The sequence below is a fragment of the Acinetobacter sp. NIPH 284 genome (assembly GCF_000369425.1).
Classification (GTDB): Bacteria; Pseudomonadota; Gammaproteobacteria; order Pseudomonadales; family Moraxellaceae; genus Acinetobacter.
Genome location: NZ_KB850010.1, coordinates 405348 through 422734, shown reverse-complemented (window position 1 = coordinate 422734; position 17387 = coordinate 405348). Strand labels below are relative to the sequence as shown.

The following is a 17387-nucleotide window of genomic DNA, read 5'->3' as shown; positions in this document are numbered from 1 at the left end:
CACCTGCTGAGTTTTTTATTTATGAATTATTTTTTAGTTTGGGCTTCTTTTAAATCTTTTAATACTTGATCAGCATGCGTTTGTGTCTTCACACTTGTGTACTGATACATAATTGCACTTTGAGGATTAATCAAGAAACTCTCACGTTTGGCAATTTTTGTAATCCCGAGGTTTCTGACAATACCAAATTTTCCAGCAAGTTCGCCTTTTTCATCTGCCAAGATTGGGAAAGGTAAACCGAGCTTTTGTGAAAACTTTTGATGTGATGCAACATCATCTAAGCTAACACCCAAAACTACTGCATTCGACTTTAAGAATTGGGGATAAAGTGATTTAAATTGATTCGCTTCTTGAGTACATCCCGCAGTGTCATCTTTAGGGTAGAAATAAAGTACAATCCACTTGCCTTTATATTGGTTTAAAGTGTGCCATTTACCACTTTGATCTTGCAGTTTAAAATCTGGTGCAGACTGTCCAACCCATTCTTTTTGAGCTGTATTTTGCTTAGAAAAAATAGAAGTTTGCGCTGTACTAAGGCTAGGGATACCAAGTAAAAAAAACAAACTGCATAAAATAATAACTTTGGACTTTATCGTATTCATCATGTTGATCTCAAAGTGTAATAGACTCTACTTTAGCAAATTTCGAAATCATATGGGTTAGAAAATTCTTTAAAGAATTTTGATCCGTTTTATGGTGTCTTTTGAGCAAAGCATTATGAAAGGAATTGATTAGGAAAATAATGACTCGTATAAATCGGAGAGTATACTGCATTCAACTTTTTGGAATTGAGCAAGCGCGTGACTTATAGGATTCTACTCATCACAGGATGGGGCGGTGGAGCAGAATTATTAAAGCCATTACATGAGGCTTTAGAACAAAAGGGACATAGTGTTGAGCGGATTAATATTTTTAATGTCTTGAATGATGACGTTTTGCAACAGCATGTCGAACTTGCCGTGAAGTTTGATGTGATTATTGGATGGTCGCTTGGCGGACAACTGGCAACAATCTTGATCAATCAAATACAACAACAATATGCTGAACAGAAAGTTTTAATCACTTTAGCGTCGAATCCATGTTTTGTTGCTCAAGCAGATTGGATGACTGCCATGCCTGTTGAAAGCTTTATGCAATTTAAACAATCATTTGAACAGGATGCCATTACCACGCTAAAACGGTTTGGTTTATTGGTGTGTCAGGGTGCAAGTTCTGCAAAGAAAGATTTCATAGCTATGCAGAAATTGATTCGTCCACAACCGATTGCATTGCTTAGGGGCGGGTTACAGTTGCTAAAGCAATTAAACTTGGTTGAGTTGTATGAAAATTATCAAGGTAGGCAGTTGCATGTCTTTGCCGAGTATGATGCTTTAGTTCCTTACCAAGTTATGCAAAAAACTAAAGATTTAGCTGCAAATAATTTATCTATCGTTTCTGTTGAAGGTGCTTCACATGGCTTTCCATGCTTTATGGTAGAGCAGACTGTGCAAATAATTGAAGATTTTATTCAATAGACGGTTTAATCTTGCTTGAATTGAAAGTTCTCGCAATATATTTTAGGTTTTGACACGTTTAAGATTATGCATACAAATTTTAAATCTGTTAGGGCGGGGCGTGCTGAGTGTTAATTTAATTTCAGGATAAGCTTTCAGCTAGACTTACTTTGGTTTCGCCCAAATGAGAAGCGAAGCTTTGCAAGAAAGGCACTTGTTAAGCTGATGGTACATCCTTGATACCACAGCTTAACAGGCGGCATCCATGCCGCCTCAATTATCGTAGGTACTGCCATGAATTTAATTGGCTTAGGATGAAGAGTAAATAACGGATGACAGACCCATTTGATTTAGAACATATATGGCATCCCTATACTTCGATGTTAAATCCACTGCCAACTTTTAAAGTGAAACGTGCTTATGGCGCAACCATCGAACTAGAAGATGGTCGAACTTTAGTTGATGGTATGTCGTCATGGTGGTGTGCGATTCATGGCTATAACCATCTAGAACTAAACAAGGCAGTTGCTGACCAATTGCAAAACATGGCGCATATCATGTTTGGCGGTCTGACCCATGACCCTGCAATTGAATTAGGTAAATTACTATTAAAAATTACGCCGCCGAGTTTAGATAAAATTTTCTATGCAGATTCAGGTTCAGTTGCTGTAGAAGTGGCCTTAAAAATGGCCGTGCAATATTGGGCTGCGTTGAATCAACCCGCGAAAACAAATTTTATTACCACCCGATCTGGCTATCATGGCGATACATGGAATGCGATGTCTGTCTGTGACCCAGTCACGGGGATGCATCAAATTTTTGGTACAAGTTTACCGAATCGAATTTTTGTACCCGCACCACAAAGTCGTTTTGATGGTGAATGGAATCCACACGATATTCAGCAACTCAAACAACAGATCGAACAGCATCATCACACTATTGCAGCACTGATTATCGAGCCGATTGTACAAGGTGCAGGTGGCATGCGTTTTTATCATCCTGAGTATTTACGCCAAGCCAAGGCTCTGTGTGAGCAACATAATTTATTGTTAATTTTCGATGAGATTGCCACGGGTTTTGGGCGCACAGGCAAAATGTTTGCTTGGGAACATGCCCAAGTTGAACCCGATATTATGTGTATTGGCAAAGGTTTAACGGGCGGTTATATGACGCTGTCTGCAACCTTGACCACCAAGCAAGTGGCTGAAAGCATTAGTCGTGGTGAAGCGGGTGTGTTTATGCACGGCCCAACCTTTATGGCGAATCCGCTGGCCTGTGCAGTAGCATTGAGAAGCACCCAATTATTGGTGGAACAGGATTGGCAAGGCAATATTCAACGGATTGAAAAGATTCTTGCTGAACAATTAACGGATTTAGCTCAGCTCGATCATGTTGCGGATGTACGGGTTTTAGGGGCGATTGGTGTGGTTGAATTAACCAGCAATGTCGATATGAAAACCTTGCAGCAACAGTTTGTTGAACGGGGTATTTGGGTACGACCATTTGGAAAATTGGTCTATGTAATGCCGCCGTATGTGATCACAGATGACGAACTCCATTATTTATTAGCACAGATGAGTGAAGTGGTCAAAAATATGCAAGGAGTAAATGCCAATGTCCTTGCTTGATCATTATGCCGAGCAGCTTGATCAGTTCAAACAGCAAGGTAATTTCCGCCAATTTACTGCAAATCAACAGCAGGGAAAATGGATCACGATTCAAGATCGAACCATGTTGAATCTGGCATCCAATGATTATTTAGGCTTGGCCGCTGACTTAAATTTAAGAGAAGAATTTCTTGATACGCTGAAAATTGAACGAGCGCTCTTTAGTTCATCTTCGTCACGCTTACTGACGGGTAATTTTGCAGAATATGAACAATTTGAAAATAGCCTAAGCATAGCCTTTGGTCATGCAGCTTTACTTTTCAATAGCGGCTACCACATGAATATTGGTATTTTGCCGGCCTTGTGTGATAGCAAAACCGTGATTCTAGCCGATAAATTGGTACATGCCAGTATGATTGATGGTATTCGTCTATCGAATGCTCAATATGTGCGTTATCGCCATAATGATTTGCAGCATCTGGAACAGTTATTGCAAAAGTATCATCAAGATGAACAAGTTGAACGCATTATTGTGGTGACTGAAAGTATTTTTAGTATGGATGGCGACGAAACGGATTTAGCTGCATTGGTGCAGTTAAAGCAGCGCTTTGCCAAAACCATGTTGTATGTCGATGAAGCACATGCGATTGGGGTTAGGGGAGAGCAAGGTCTGGGGTGTGCTGAAAAATATGGCGTATTGGATCAGATTGATTTCTTGGTGGGAACCTTTGGCAAAGCAATTGCCTCAGTGGGCGGTTATATCATTTGTGATTCGATTATCCGTGATTATCTGATCAATAAAATGCGTCCATTGATTTTTAGTACCGCATTGCCACCGATCTCAATGGCATGGTCAGATTTTATTTTTAATAAAGTATTGAGCATGCAGCAACAGCGTCAGCACTTGGCCGAGATCAGTCAGTATTTACAGCAAGCGGTAATTGCAAAAGGTTTTTCAAGCCCATCGAGCAGTCATATCATTCCAGTTATCGTAGGTGAAAGCCAAGCGGCCATTGAAAAAGCACGCTATGTACAACAACAAGGTTTTTATGCTATGCCAGTACGCCCACCAACAGTGCCACAAAATAGTTCACGCCTGCGAATTTCATTAACCTCTTTGGTGCAAAAAAATGAATTGCAACAACTAGTGGAGTGTTTGTGAGTATTAATAAAGCACTGGTTGCCCAACGTTTTGCCAAAGCAGGGCAAAGCTATGTCGAGCATGCTGTGGTACAGAAACAGATTAGTGCACAATTATTTAAATACCTTAAAGTGTATTGTCCGCAGAACTTAGCCTCTGTGCTTGAGATTGGCTGCGGTTCGGGTAATTTAACTCACTTATTTCATTCTTATTTTCAAGTTGATCAACTATTTTTAAATGATCTTTATGAGGATGTAGATCAGCATTTTTCAACGATTGAAAATATAGCTTGGTTGATCGGAGATATTGAGCAACTGCATTTACCGCAGTCCTTAGATGCAGTGATTTCTAGTTCAGCATTACAGTGGATGACTGATCTACCTACGTTATTGCACCGAATTCATGATGCTTTAAAACCCAATGCATATTTCGGTTTTTCCACTTTTGGGTCAGATAATCTCAATGAAATTAAGCAGTTGACAGGGCAAGGCTTAAATTATATTAGCCTAGAGTTTTTAAAACGACAGCTTGAACAGCAAAACTTTGAAGTGCTGTTCATTGAGCAAGAAGTGAAGCAGATTTATTTTGATCATCCAAAATCGGTATTGCAGCATTTAAAAGCGACAGGCGTGACCGCAACAGCGAAATCACATCGCTGGACCAAGCAATCCTTGCAGAAGTTTTATGCAGATTATCAACAGTTTTATGGTGAGCAGGGTTTTAGCCTGACTTATCACCCGATCTATGTGATTGCGCGGAGAATAGCATGAGTGCAGCAATTTATTTTGTCAGCGGTATTGATACTGAAATTGGTAAAACTTATGCCACAGGTTATCTTGCCAAACTTTGGACCGAACAAGGGCAGCGTGTTATCACCCAGAAGTTGGTGCAAACTGGCAATGTCGATGTGTCTGAAGACATTGAAAAACATCGTGAAATTATGGGAAGTGGTTGGTTTCAGGAAGATCATGAAAAATTGACTATGCCTGAAATTTTTACTTATCCAGCTTCGCCACATTTAGCCACGCGTTTGGATGGGCGTGATCTAGATTTTGCCAAGATCGAAGCTGCAACTAAAGAGCTTGCTCAGCGTTTTGATGTGGTGCTATTAGAAGGTGCGGGCGGTTTAATGGTGCCTTTAACCACAGAGTTGTTGACCATTGATTATATTGCTCAACATCAATTTCCTGTGATTTTAGTGACTTCTGGGCGTTTAGGTAGTATTAATCATACCTTATTGAGTTTAGAGGCATTAAAGCAGCGTGATTTGAATTTGCATGCTTTGGTGTATAACTTAAAGGATGAGTCGAAAGATCCACTTATTTCTAAAGATACGGCTGATTATTTAAAAGCTTATTTGACAAAGCATTTTCCAGAAGCAGAATGGATTGAGTTGGAAAAATTTAAATAGCTTTAGATATTTATTGTCTAGTAAATATCTGTAATCGTGATGGGCGGTAAGGATGCCGCCAAGTTAGAGTGCCTTGCGCTGCTTTCAAAGCCTTGTTTTGAAATTGCTCAGGACGTACCGTCAGTCTAACAAAAGATTTTTGTTACTTTTCATCTTTGAAAAGTAAGAAGGTTTCCCTATGATCGGATAAGAGCTGGGGGAGACTCCGTCAAGACCGCTTTCAGATTTAATCACTAAAGAGAAATCATAATGAATAAAAAGAATTTTATTTATATAACCCTCTGCCTGTCAGGTCTAATCTCGACAACTCATGCTGCTGTACCCAAAGATAATACCATCATTAGTTGGATCACTAATTTACAAGATTCAAATGCCAATCCACCTCAAGCCATTCATATCGATTCAACCGAAGCCGTAAAACTGATCTCAGGTGAAGAAGCCTATTTATCGAGTGTGAGTTTTGAAAATGCAGGACGTAATTTTTGGGCTGGTTATGTATTAACCCGTCCAAAATTAAAACAGGCTCGAATCTTAAAAGAGTTTGGTGGCCAATCAAATAGCTTTAAAGTGCATTCAACCGTTTATAAAGGCAAACCGATTCAACTGATCGAAATTGAAAGTGCTGGTTCAGGACAGGGCACAGTCGAGTCGAGTAAAAGCTTAGTTTATTTCACGCAGTGGACAAGCAAACTGATTACAGAAGTGGAGGAATCTTCTTATGACGGTCGCTACGATGAAAAACTGGGTGCAGAAGATTGTCGTACTGGCCGAGACAATTCGGGTTATTTAAATGTCATGCCTTATTCACCTTATGTGATTCGAACGACAGTAACTGGAGATGCATGTAATAACAAACCACAAGGCTATAAGGTGAGCAGTAAACTGATTCCAATTGTGATTAATGAAATAAAATAGATAAACAAGAGTATGTTTTGATTGCTTGTTAAATTTTTTAGAAGAGATAATGATTGGATAAAAATACTGAATTATTAAATAGTTAAAGTAAGTTTATTTATAAAGTTGAATACAATCTAAAAGTCTAGTATTTATTAAAAAACGATAATGTGAGCATTGAATTGAAGTCTAAATTTTTTACGGTCGCTTTGTTCTCAACCGTTATTGTATTTGCTCCTTTGGGAAACGCTAAAACTCCAGCGCAAGCGGATAAGGTGCTTCGAATTGCATTTGAAGCACCTGACGATGGTTTTGATATGGTCAAAACTTTTAATTTTTATAGCGGTAATGTAGCCGATGTTATTTTTGAGAGATTGCTGCAATACGATTATCTAGCTAATCCTGTCAAGTTGGTTCCAGCTACGGCACAAAGCATGCCTGTGATCAAAGAAAATGGGAAAGTTTATATATTTAAAATAAAGCCAGGTATTTATTTTACCGATGATCCTGCATTTAAAGGCAAGCGTAGAGAGCTAGTTGCTGAAGATTATGTCTATTCCATTAAGCGGATATTAGACCCTAAAAATCATGCGCCTTCTTTTTCTTTTATTGATAACAAATTAGTTGGTGCAAATGCACTGGTGGACCAAGCCAAAAAAACGGGCACATTTAACTATGATGCCAAGATTGACGGCGTTAAAGCACTGGATAAATATACGATTCAATTTACCTTGACGCAACCTGGGCAGAGTAAAACTTGAAGTGCGACATAAACCACCTAATTAATTTAAAGGGTTTATGGAGTATATAAAATTGTCATACCATCATCTTAACTTTGAAGATCGTACTGCATTAATGCTTGAGTCAAGAAAAGAAGGCTTTTCACCCAGAAAATTTGCTGAACTTATTAAAAGACATCCTAGTACGATCTATCGTGAACTTAAAAGAAATAGCATCAATGACGTTTATCAAGCTCGATATGCTTCTGATAACACCTTCGCTAGACGTAGACGTGGTCACAGAAAACTCAAAATCGACTCAATTCTCTGGAGATTTATTGTTGAAGCGATCCGTTGTTTATGGTCTCCTCAGCAAATATCGAAGCGTTTAAAGACATTTCCTGATTTGGATCAAACAATGAATGTAAGCCATACAACGATTTACTCAACTATACGAGCATTACCAAAGGGTGAGTTGAAAAAAGACTTATTATCCTGTCTGCGTCATGAAAATAAAAAGCGAAAAGCTAACGGTGAACCTAAAAAAGATTCTATATTACAGGATATTAAAACTATTCATGAGCGCCCAGCCGAAGTTCAAGAAAGAAAAATACCGGGTCATTGGGAGGCCGATTTAATTAAAGGTAAAGACAATAAAAGTTCGATAGCAACACTTATTGAACGAAATACACGGCTCTGTATCTTGGCAACATTACCTGATGCAAAGGCAGAATCAGTGCGCAAGGCTTTAACTGAAGCTCTGAAATATTTACCTGCAGAACTGCGTAAAACGTTGACCTATGACCGTGGACGTGAGATGTCAGAACATAAAATACTCGAAGAAGATTTAGGCATAGATGTATATTTCTGTGACCCACATTCACCATGGCAAAAAGGCACATGCGAAAATATGAATGGTTTAATTAGGCAATATTTACCTAAAGGAATTGATTTAAATCAGGCAGATCAGCATTATTTAAATCAAGTTGCCATGTCACTGAATACTCGTCCTAGAAAAGCGTTAGATTGGCTTACACCATTAGAGAAGTTTGCTCAGCTTGTTGATTATCATAAGGCTTTTGAAACTGTCGCACCTCATGTTTGAATTCGCCCTGATTATAATTTTCCTTATATTCTTGCCTATAGCACATTTGGAGCGACAGCTAGAGAAGTGGTTGAATATTATAAAGATCAATTAGGCATGCATCCTGTGGGAACAGGGCCTTATATGTTGAGTCGATATGTCCCACGTAGCAAGATTGAACTGATTGCCAATCCAGATTATCGCGGCTTTGTTTGGAATTTTAAGTCCACTGGAACAGCTTGGGATAATCAACTCGTCAAGCAAATGAGTGGCAAGCGTATGCCACAAATTGGCAAAGTCAATATCAGCATTATCGAAGAAGAACAATCACGTTGGCTGGCTTTTCAGTCCAAACAACTGGATTTTGATAAGGTCACTTCAAGTGCAATTCCTAAAGTGCTTGATCAAAATAATCAGTTAAAAGCAGAAATGCAAAAGCAGGGTATACGTTTGTATGCCAATAAAGAGGCAGAGATCACCTATTCAATGTTGAATATGCGTGATCCTGTTGTTGGTGGGAATAGCCTAGATAAAATTGCGTTAAGACGTGCCATCGCCATGTCTTTTAATGTCAATGAATATATTCGTATCTTAAGAAAAGGTCAGGCGGTTAAGGCTGAAATGCTGGTACCTGCAGGCATTAATGGTCATAACCCGAATTATCGCAGTAGTATTGGTTATAACCCTGTTTTAGCCAATAAATTACTTGATCATTTTGGCTATAAAAAAGGCCAAGATGGCTATCGTAATTTACCCAATGGCAAGCCTTTAACCTTAAAAATAAATACCGAGAGTGGTACAGCTTCCGTGATGTATTCTGAATTGTGGAAGAAAAATTTAGATGCAATCGGGATTCGGGCAGACTTTAAAGTCAGTAATTTTGCCGATAACTTAAAAGCCGCAACCCAGTGTCAATACATGATGTGGAGTGGAGCATGGCATGCGGATTATCCAGAGGGTGAAAATTTCACGCAATTGCTTTATGGTCCGAATGTCGGTCGTGGTAATCAATCCTGTTATCAGTCAGTTGCTTATGACAATTTATATAAACAGGCGATGCAGCAAGCCCCTGAAAAACGTATGCCATTCTATGAAAAAATGAGTCGCCAAATTGAAGCAGATGGAACGTGGATTTTACAAGATACACGGATTCGGAACTGGTTGATTCAACCTGATGTGCAGGGATTTAAAGCTCATCCAATTATGAATACCAACTGGCAATACTTAGATATTATTTCACCAAATCAAAAATAAGTGATGTGTTTATGATGAAGCAAAATTTTAAACTTTCGATGCAACGGACTAGTCTGGTGCTGTTATTGGGGACAACATTAAGTCTAGGGGTAACGATTACAGAAGCGAAAAGCCCTGCCGATCCAAAAAAAGTGTTACGTTATGCTTTTCCCGTGGCTGAGACTGGATTTGATCCTGTTGCTGTACAAGATTTATATTCAGCACATATTTTGTATTCAGTGTTTGAAACATTATATACCTATGATTATTTAGCTTCACCCGCAAAACTCGTTCCAAATACGGCGGTGGCTTTGCCAGAAGTGAGTACCGATGGTTTGACCTATACCATTCGAATAAAAAAAGGAATTTATTTCACCCCTGATCCTGTATTTAAAGGCAAAGCGAGAGAATTAACTGCAGCAGACTATGCCTATTCTTTTAAACGTTTGCTTGATCCAAATCTACATTCACCCAACAGTTGGTTGTTTGATGGACGTATCTCAGGAATAGATAGTGCTATCCAGCAAGCAGCGAAAAATGGAAAATTTAATTACGATCAGCCGATTGCAGGGCTACAAACACCAGATCGTTATACTTTGGTGATTCGATTAAAAGAGCCAAATTATAATTTTCCAATGCTACTTGCACATCAACCAACGGGGGCAGTCGCGCGTGAAGTGATTGAACATTATCGTGATAAAGCAGGCTATGCGATGGGACATCCTGTAGGGACAGGGCCTTATGTTCTCGTACAATGGACACCAGGCTCGCGTATTATTTTGAAAGCAAATCCTGATTATCGCGGTTATACATGGAATTTTAAAGCGACCCATCCTGAAGATCAGAAAATCGTAAAGCAAATGCAAGGCAAAAAAATGCCGCAGATTGGTGTGGTTGATATTCAAGTGATTGAAGAATCACAGTCAGGATGGTTATCTTTCCAAAAAGATGGGCTAGATATATTTACTTTAGATGGTGAATTACCTGCACAAGCTTTAAAAGATGGTCAGTTAAAGCCAGAGTTGGCAAAAAAAGGGATTCAACTTTCACGTATTGCTGACCCTTCGATTGATTATTTGTATTGGAATATACAAAACCCTGTGGTCGGTGGCGTGAGTAAAGAGAAAATTGCTTTACGCCGTGCAATGGCGATGGCAACCTCTAAAGAGAAATTTATCAACATTTTAGCCAAAGGAAACGCCAAAAATTTAGAATCGCCGATTCCTTATGGTATCGCGGGGCATGATCCCAGTTATAGAAGCAGCATTCCGTATTCCGTCAAAGCAGCAAATTTATTACTAGATCGTTATAACTACAAAGTGGGCAAAGATGGTTGGCGGATGTTGCCGAATGGCAAGCCACTGGTGATTGAGTTTATGCCATCCAGTAGCAGTGCACGCAGTATGCAGATGGCAGAACTGTTAAAGAAAGAATTAGCCAATATCAAAGTCAATATGGTCTCTAAACCTGTGCCTTTTGCAGAAGGTTTAAAGGCTGAAAAACAATGTAAAACCATGTTTAAAGCTTCCGCTTGGATTGCAGACTATCCTGATGCAGACAACTTTGTGCAGTTGTTTTATGGCAATAATATTCATGCCACCAACCATAGTTGTTTTAAATTGCCAGAATATGATCGTTTATATGAACAGTCATTGAAACTTGCTGATGGTCCTGAACGGAATTTGTTATATCGCAAAATGTCACGTCTTTTAGAGTTTTATGCCCCTGTACAATTCATGTCGACCCGTTACCGTACTGTCGTGGCTCAACCTCGAGTGATTGGCTATAAAAAGCATCCGATTCTGCCCGCAGAGTGGATGTACATTGATATGCAAGATAAGCAACCTTAGTCCTATAAAAGGGTTCGCAAGAAACCCAAATGATTGATGAATTAAATTGGAGAGAATAATGGCGAAAAAAATGTTGAAACGATCGACACTATGTCTGTTATCTATGGCGATCACAGGGATGAGTCAAGGCGTGTGGGCAGAAAGCACATCTGCTGTTTTACCTATTTTTAAACTGAATGACAGTGCAGAATGGTGCGATGCGAATTTACACAAGTTACAACAGCGTATTTCTCAATTAGAACAACAATCCATTCAACCGCAATCGACAGCTGCATCTGTTCTAGCTGAATGGGATCAATTGATGGCAAGCTTTGAGGATTTTTCTGGGCCAATTAGCTTATATAGCAATGTGCATCCCGATGCGAAATTTCGTAAGGCTGCTGATGATTGTGAAGTAAAAATCAATCAGTTGCAGACTGAAATTTATCAGAACCCAAAGTTGTATCAACGAATTAAAAATACCAAAACAACAGATCCAATTGATCGTAAATATCGTCAAGATATTCTTGATCAATTTGAAGATACAGGGGTGCAGCTTGCACCTGAAAAACGAGCACGTTTAAAACATATATTGGATGAACTCACCAAACTTTCGCAAGAGTTCTCTCGTAATGTCCGGGATAATCCAGAGAAATTAGAATTCACGCCAGCCGAATTAAAGGGACTACCTGAAAGTTATATTTCAGGCTTAAAGAAAAATGATAAAGGCAATTATTTATTGGGTTTTGAATATCCTGAATATCAACCATTTATGGAACTTTCAGACAGTGATGATGCAAGAAAACGTTATCAAACGGCATTTACACGTCGTGGTACAGAAAAGAATTTAGTCCTGCTTAAACAGATTGTCGACTTACGTTATGAATTAGCACAGCTATTTAGTCAGCCAAGTTATGCAGACTGGGCATTAAAGAAACGCATGGCGAAAACACCAAAAACAGTGAATAACTTCTTAGCAGATGTTCATAAAGTCGTGGCACCTTTAGAGCAAAAAGAGGTGCAGGAGTTACGTGCATTTAAAGCTAAAACCCTAAATATTTCTTTGGAAAAAGCTGAAATTAACCGTTGGAATGTGGGGTATTGGAGCGAAAAACTACGCAAGGACAAATACCAGATTGACCAAGAAAAACTGCGTGATTATTTCCCAACACTCGCCGCACAGAAATGGTTATTTGCAATTTCCGAAAATTTGTATGGTATTCAGTTTAAAGCCGCTAAAGTGGATACGTGGCAACAAGAAGTCGAATATTACGATGTTGTAGACCAAAAAACAGGTGAGATATTGGGTAGCTTATATATGGATAAGTTCCCACGTGAAGGTAAATATGGTCATGCAGCAGTATGGGGCGTATATGGGGGCAGTACGCTGAGTAAACGTAAACCAATTTCAGTATTAGTGACTAATTTTAATCGTAAAGGTTTAAACAGCAATGAGCTTGAAACTTTTGTGCATGAGTTTGGGCATGCTTTACATGGAATTTTGTCAAAAACCCACTATTCAGGTCAGTCAGGAACATCAGTAGAGCGTGATTTTGTTGAAGCACCATCGCAAATGTATGAAGAATGGGCACGCCGTAAAGAAACTTTATCTAAAGTCGCTGACTATTGTGATCCTGCTTGTCCGAGAGTGGATGATGCACTGATTGCACGATTAAAAGCTGTGCATAATTATGGACGTGGATTAGGGTATGCACGCCAAACGCTTTATGCACAATATGATATGGCATTGCATGGCGCTGATGCACTCAAAGTACAGCCGATGGATGTGTGGAAAAAAATGGAATCCGCAACCGCTTTAGGCTATGTGCCGAATACTGAATTTCCTGGGCAGTTTGGACATCTGATGGGCTATCAAGCGGGCTACTATGGTTATATGTGGTCTGAAGTATTGGCTCTGGATATGTTGTCAGCTTTTGGCGATAACTTGAATAATCCAGAAGTGGGTCAGCGTTACCGCCAAACGATTTTATCTCAAGGCAGCCAAAAGAATGCAGCTCAACTGGTCAAAGATTTCTTAGGCAGAGAACCAGATAACAAAGCTTTCTTTAGTGAAATTACAGGTCAACGGGTCAAATAAGGATGTGCCATTATGCTTGCTTATCTCGTGCGTAGACTATGGCAAATGATCCCGACCATGTTGGGCGTCATTCTGCTGATTTTCTTCTTGTTTAACTGGGTGGGGGGAGATCCTGCATATATTTTGGCAGGGAAAATGTCTAGCCCAGAGCAAATCGAAAACATCCGTAAACAATTGGGCGTTGATCAGCCCTATTATGTGCAGCTGTGGATTTTTATTAAACAGATTCTGACTTTCGATTATGGTGCGAGTTGGAGTACGGGAGAGCCTGTATCACAGATTATCCTGACCCGTTTAGGGCCTTCACTGACTTTATTGATTCCACTGACGATTTTACAAACCGTGATTTCAATTATCCTTGCTTTAGCGGTTGCTTCAGTTCGTGGATCACTGACAGATCGTATGGTGATGATGCTGTGTACTATTGGCATGTCGATCAGTATTCTGGTCTATATCATCATTTTCCAGTATGTGTTGGCTTATCAGCTGGGCTGGTTTCCTGTGCAGGGCTGGAGTGACAGCTTTAGCGAAAATCTATTTTATTATTCCTTATTACCCATCCTGATTATGTTGGTGGTGAGCATTGCCCCAACACTACGTTTATATCGAAGCTTCGTCCTAGATGAAATTAACCAAGATTATGTGCGGACTGCGCGTGCCAAAGGTGTGGGGGAGTCTCGGGTACTGAGTGTGCATGTTTTGCGTAATGCATCGATTCCAATTGTCACTGAAGTGATGGCTAGTCTGCCTGCCTTACTGATTGGTGCTTTCCTGATTGAGCGATTCTTTGGTATTCCGGGCATCGGGCGTGAAATTATTATTGCGGTTGAGCGTAGTGATTTCCCTGTAATTAAAGCGATTACCGTATATATCGCTGTTGTGACTATGATTTTTAACTTGATCGCCGATCTGATTTATAAGCTCCTCGATCCTCGTGTACAGTTGAAGTAGGGCAACGATGATGCTAAGTACAATTTTTAAAGGCAAATCTTCCTCAAATGAATCATCGGCTTCAACAGGGCTCTGGCAGTTGGCATTGAATCGATTAAAATCAGATCGAATCGCCGTGGTTTCTTTCTTGGTGGTGCTGTTTTATTTCATCTTGCTCGCGTTATCAATGACAGGCGTGATTGCTTCCAATTGGAATAAAGAAGTCGCCGTCAGCTATGCGCCACCGACATTTTTAGGGGCGGATACTGACTCAGATCAAATGAAAGACAGTAGCCAGAAGATAGAGGCATTACCTGAAAATCCAGTTGATCCATTGAAAGATGTGATTCAACAGCTCAATGCCGAAATTCAGGCTGAACAACAAGGTAGCTCAGTCATTGATAATTATGGTGTGGTTGATCCTTTAGCAGAGGATATGCTGCAAATTGATCAACAGCTTGGTGGGCGTCTACTTGATCAAAAACAAGAGTTAAAAACCACGTTGCCTTTTGGGGCAGATAAGTGGGGGCAAGATGTGCTGCTCAAAACTATTAAAGGTGCTGAAACCTCAATTCTGGTCGGTTTGTTATCTGCTTTATTGGCGGTGGTGATTGGTACTTTTCTTGGCGCGATTGCAGGTTATTTTGGCGGTTGGATTGATGATGCACTGAACTGGTTCTATAACATTTTCACTTCGATTCCTTATCTGCTATTAGTGCTCGCGATCGCTGCGGTACTCCAACAAAAAGGAATTTTGTCAGTTGTTTTGATTTTAGGTCTAACGGGTTGGACTGGGGTATTTCGTTTGGTTCGTGCTGAATATATGAAGCACAAATCGCGTGAATATGTACTTGCCGCCAAAGCCATTGGAGTGAGTCATTTACGCCGTATGTTTGTGCATATTTTCCCGAATGTCAGTCATATCGCGTTGGTTCAAATTTCGATTCTGGTGGTGTCATTCATTAAATCTGAAGTGATTCTGAGCTTCCTTGGTTTTGGCGTCCCTGTGGGGGTGGTGTCATGGGGCAGTATGCTCAATGAAGCACAAAGTGAATTGATCTTGGGTAAATGGTGGCAATTGGCAGCGGCATCGATTGCAATGGCTATTCTGGTCACCGCATTCTCCATGTTTACCGATGCATTGCGTGATGCTTTAGATCCTAAGTTGAAATAGCGGAGAAAAAATATGCAACCTCAAAATGAAACACCGCTATTACACGTAGACGATCTTCGGGTCAGCTTTAAAGGTGAAAATAAACAATGGATCGAAACGGTTAAAGGAATTTCATTTTCAATTCCTAAAAATAAAACCGTGGCTTTGGTCGGTGAGTCGGGCAGTGGTAAATCGGTTACTTCCCTAGCGGTGATGGGTCTATTACCGAAAGGACAAAGTCAAATTGCAGCGCAAAGTCGTATTACTTTTGAGGGTAAGGATTTACTGAATTTATCTGCAAAAGAGATTCGGAAAATCTGTGGTAAGGAAATTGCCATGATTTTCCAAGAGCCGATGTCTTCATTGAACCCTGTATTTACAGTCGGTGACCAGATTGCCGAAGTGCTATGCATTCATTTAGGCATGGGACGCAAGCAGGCCAGAGTACGACTGCTTGAGTTACTTCGAGAAGTCGGTATACCTGCACCTGAAACAAAAATAGATGCGTATCCAAGTCAGCTTTCTGGCGGTCAGCAGCAACGGGTTATGATTGCGATGGCAATCGCCTGTGAACCAAAATTATTGATTGCGGATGAACCAACCACGGCTTTAGATGTCACTATTCAAAAGCAAATCATTGATCTATTGGAATCTTTGAGACAACGCCATCAAATGTCGATGCTATTCATCACCCATGATTTAGCACTGGTTGGTGAAATTGCTGATGAAGTGATCGTCATGCGTCATGGTGAAATCCGCGAATGTGGCACCGTTGAACAAGTACTGGAACAGCCGAAAGATGTGTATACCCGTGCCTTATTGCACTGTAGACCTCAACTTTCAACCCGACCATACCGTTTACCCGTCACCAGCGATTTTATGAAACAGGACGAAAATGGACAACTGGTCGAAGCAACCAATTTGTCCGAATTGAATCTGAAACAGCGTTCGCGAGGACTTACAGGCGAAGAACAAATTATTTTAGAGGTCAAAGACCTGAAAAAATCGTTTTATAGTCGTAAAGGTTTATGGGGACGTGATGAGTTTCAGGCGGTGAAAGGTGTTTCCTTTAAACTGGCTAAGGGCAAAACATTGGGTTTGGTGGGTGAGTCTGGATCTGGGAAAACGACAATTGGTTTGTTACTTATGCGATTGCATGAAGCAACTGGTGGTCAGGCCTTTATAGATGGTAAAGATATTCTTGCAATGTCAGAGAAGGAATTTGCCCTCTATCAACGTAAAATTCAGATCATTTTCCAAAACCCTTACGCATCATTAAATCCTCGTTTTACCATTGGGCAGATTTTACTTGAACCGATGCGTATTCATGGCATTGGTCAAAATGATCAAGAGCGTAAAAAAATTGCATTAGAGCTTTTGGAGCGTGTTAGCCTACCTGTTGAAGCATATGATCGTTATCCACATGAGTTTTCGGGAGGACAGCGTCAACGGATTGCGATTGCACGTTGCTTAACTTTAAAACCTGAGATTTTGATCTGTGATGAATCCGTTTCTGCCTTAGATGTTTCAGTCCAGGCTCAGGTATTAAACTTGCTTCAGGATTTACAGGATGAGTTTGGTTTGAGTTATATTTTTATTTCGCATGATTTATCTGTAGTGAAATATATTTCAGACCAAGTAATGGTGATGAATCATGGTGAGTTGGTTGAAATTGCCAATTCGGATGAGTTGTATTTACATCCACAACATGAATATACCAAGAAACTGCTGAATGCCATTCCGCAGGGTGTAAACCATCATCATTAAAATTCAAGCATAAAAAATGCTCTAATCA

13 protein-coding genes and 2 pseudogenes are annotated in these 17387 nt (G+C 40.0%); 14 read left to right on the top strand and 1 reads right to left on the bottom strand.

The window, feature by feature from the left end; all coding sequences use genetic code 11:
- Window positions 1-26: 26 nt before the first annotated feature.
- Window positions 27-605, bottom strand: coding sequence for a peroxiredoxin (locus F908_RS05140; RefSeq protein WP_005158474.1), 579 nt, complete (start codon window positions 603-605; stop codon window positions 27-29).
- 195 nt (window positions 606-800) lie between these two features.
- Between F908_RS05140 and F908_RS05135 the strand changes: the two genes are divergently transcribed.
- From F908_RS05135 to F908_RS05070, 14 genes and pseudogenes are all read left to right on the top strand, one after another.
- Window positions 801-1514, top strand: a complete 714-nt coding sequence (locus F908_RS05135) for an alpha/beta hydrolase family protein (protein ID WP_005158473.1) — start codon at window positions 801-803, stop codon at window positions 1512-1514.
- A gap of 311 nt (window positions 1515-1825) precedes the next feature.
- Window positions 1826-3121, top strand: a complete 1296-nt coding sequence (gene bioA, locus F908_RS05130; protein WP_005158472.1) for an adenosylmethionine--8-amino-7-oxononanoate transaminase — start codon at window positions 1826-1828, stop codon at window positions 3119-3121.
- Window positions 3108-4262 carry an 8-amino-7-oxononanoate synthase gene (locus tag F908_RS05125; RefSeq protein ID WP_005158471.1) on the top strand — a complete coding sequence of 385 codons (1155 nt, stop codon included), beginning with the start codon at window positions 3108-3110 and terminating at the stop codon, window positions 4260-4262. The genes bioA and F908_RS05125 overlap by 14 nt, the downstream gene beginning before the upstream one ends.
- Complete coding sequence (bioC, locus tag F908_RS05120) at window positions 4259-5011, top strand: malonyl-ACP O-methyltransferase BioC (protein ID WP_005158470.1); 753 nt, start codon at window positions 4259-4261, stop codon at window positions 5009-5011. The genes F908_RS05125 and bioC overlap by 4 nt, the downstream gene beginning before the upstream one ends.
- A complete protein-coding gene (gene bioD / locus F908_RS05115; protein WP_005158468.1) occupies window positions 5008-5652 on the top strand; it encodes a dethiobiotin synthase in 645 nt (214 codons plus the stop codon). The genes bioC and bioD overlap by 4 nt, the downstream gene beginning before the upstream one ends.
- Before the next feature lie 249 nt (window positions 5653-5901).
- On the top strand, window positions 5902-6567 hold the full coding sequence (locus F908_RS05110; RefSeq protein ID WP_005158464.1) for a hypothetical protein: 666 nt from the start codon (window positions 5902-5904) through the stop codon (window positions 6565-6567).
- Window positions 6568-6728: 161 nt separating this feature from the next.
- Window positions 6729-7289 (top strand): annotated as a pseudogene (locus F908_RS05105) (ABC transporter substrate-binding protein); the annotation flags it as partial.
- Window positions 7290-7401: 112 nt separating this feature from the next.
- Window positions 7402-8370, top strand: a complete 969-nt coding sequence (locus F908_RS05100; RefSeq protein WP_228761473.1) for an IS30 family transposase — start codon at window positions 7402-7404, stop codon at window positions 8368-8370.
- A 3-nt stretch (window positions 8371-8373) separates the two neighbouring features.
- Window positions 8374-9603: pseudogene (locus F908_RS05095) on the top strand (ABC transporter substrate-binding protein); the annotation flags it as partial.
- Window positions 9604-9617: 14 nt separating this feature from the next.
- On the top strand, window positions 9618-11432 hold the full coding sequence (locus F908_RS05090) for an ABC transporter substrate-binding protein (RefSeq protein ID WP_034602637.1): 1815 nt from the start codon (window positions 9618-9620) through the stop codon (window positions 11430-11432).
- A 58-nt stretch (window positions 11433-11490) separates the two neighbouring features.
- Entirely contained in the window at window positions 11491-13509 is a 2019-nt protein-coding gene (locus tag F908_RS05085; RefSeq protein ID WP_005158442.1) for a M3 family metallopeptidase, read from the top strand.
- Window positions 13510-13521: 12 nt separating this feature from the next.
- Window positions 13522-14460, top strand: a complete 939-nt coding sequence (locus tag F908_RS05080; RefSeq protein ID WP_005158439.1) for an ABC transporter permease — start codon at window positions 13522-13524, stop codon at window positions 14458-14460.
- A 10-nt stretch (window positions 14461-14470) separates the two neighbouring features.
- The gene (locus F908_RS05075; RefSeq protein WP_005158438.1) at window positions 14471-15613 is read left to right on the top strand and encodes an ABC transporter permease; all 1143 of its coding nucleotides are present in this window, start codon (window positions 14471-14473) and stop codon (window positions 15611-15613) included.
- A gap of 12 nt (window positions 15614-15625) precedes the next feature.
- Complete coding sequence (locus F908_RS05070; RefSeq protein WP_005158437.1) at window positions 15626-17359, top strand: ABC transporter ATP-binding protein; 1734 nt, start codon at window positions 15626-15628, stop codon at window positions 17357-17359.
- The last annotated feature ends 28 nt before the right edge of the window (window positions 17360-17387 follow it).

What these genes read in the sequence shown, in the direction of transcription:
- F908_RS05110 (WP_005158464.1), top strand. Translation starts at nt 5,902, where the DNA reads ATGAATAAAAAGAATTTTATTTATATAACCCTCTGCCTGTCAGGTCTA.
- F908_RS05080 (WP_005158439.1), top strand. Translation starts at nt 13,522, where the DNA reads ATGCTTGCTTATCTCGTGCGTAGACTATGGCAAATGATCCCGACCATG.
- F908_RS05090 (WP_034602637.1), top strand. Translation starts at nt 9,618, where the DNA reads ATGAAGCAAAATTTTAAACTTTCGATGCAACGGACTAGTCTGGTGCTG.
- bioA (WP_005158472.1), top strand. Translation starts at nt 1,826, where the DNA reads ATGACAGACCCATTTGATTTAGAACATATATGGCATCCCTATACTTCG.
- F908_RS05125 (WP_005158471.1), top strand. Translation starts at nt 3,108, where the DNA reads ATGTCCTTGCTTGATCATTATGCCGAGCAGCTTGATCAGTTCAAACAG.
- F908_RS05100 (WP_228761473.1), top strand. Translation starts at nt 7,402, where the DNA reads ATGCTTGAGTCAAGAAAAGAAGGCTTTTCACCCAGAAAATTTGCTGAA.
- bioD (WP_005158468.1), top strand. Translation starts at nt 5,008, where the DNA reads ATGAGTGCAGCAATTTATTTTGTCAGCGGTATTGATACTGAAATTGGT.
- F908_RS05070 (WP_005158437.1), top strand. Translation starts at nt 15,626, where the DNA reads ATGCAACCTCAAAATGAAACACCGCTATTACACGTAGACGATCTTCGG.
- F908_RS05075 (WP_005158438.1), top strand. Translation starts at nt 14,471, where the DNA reads ATGCTAAGTACAATTTTTAAAGGCAAATCTTCCTCAAATGAATCATCG.
- F908_RS05085 (WP_005158442.1), top strand. Translation starts at nt 11,491, where the DNA reads ATGGCGAAAAAAATGTTGAAACGATCGACACTATGTCTGTTATCTATG.
- F908_RS05140 (WP_005158474.1), bottom strand. Translation starts at nt 605, where the DNA reads ATGATGAATACGATAAAGTCCAAAGTTATTATTTTATGCAGTTTGTTT.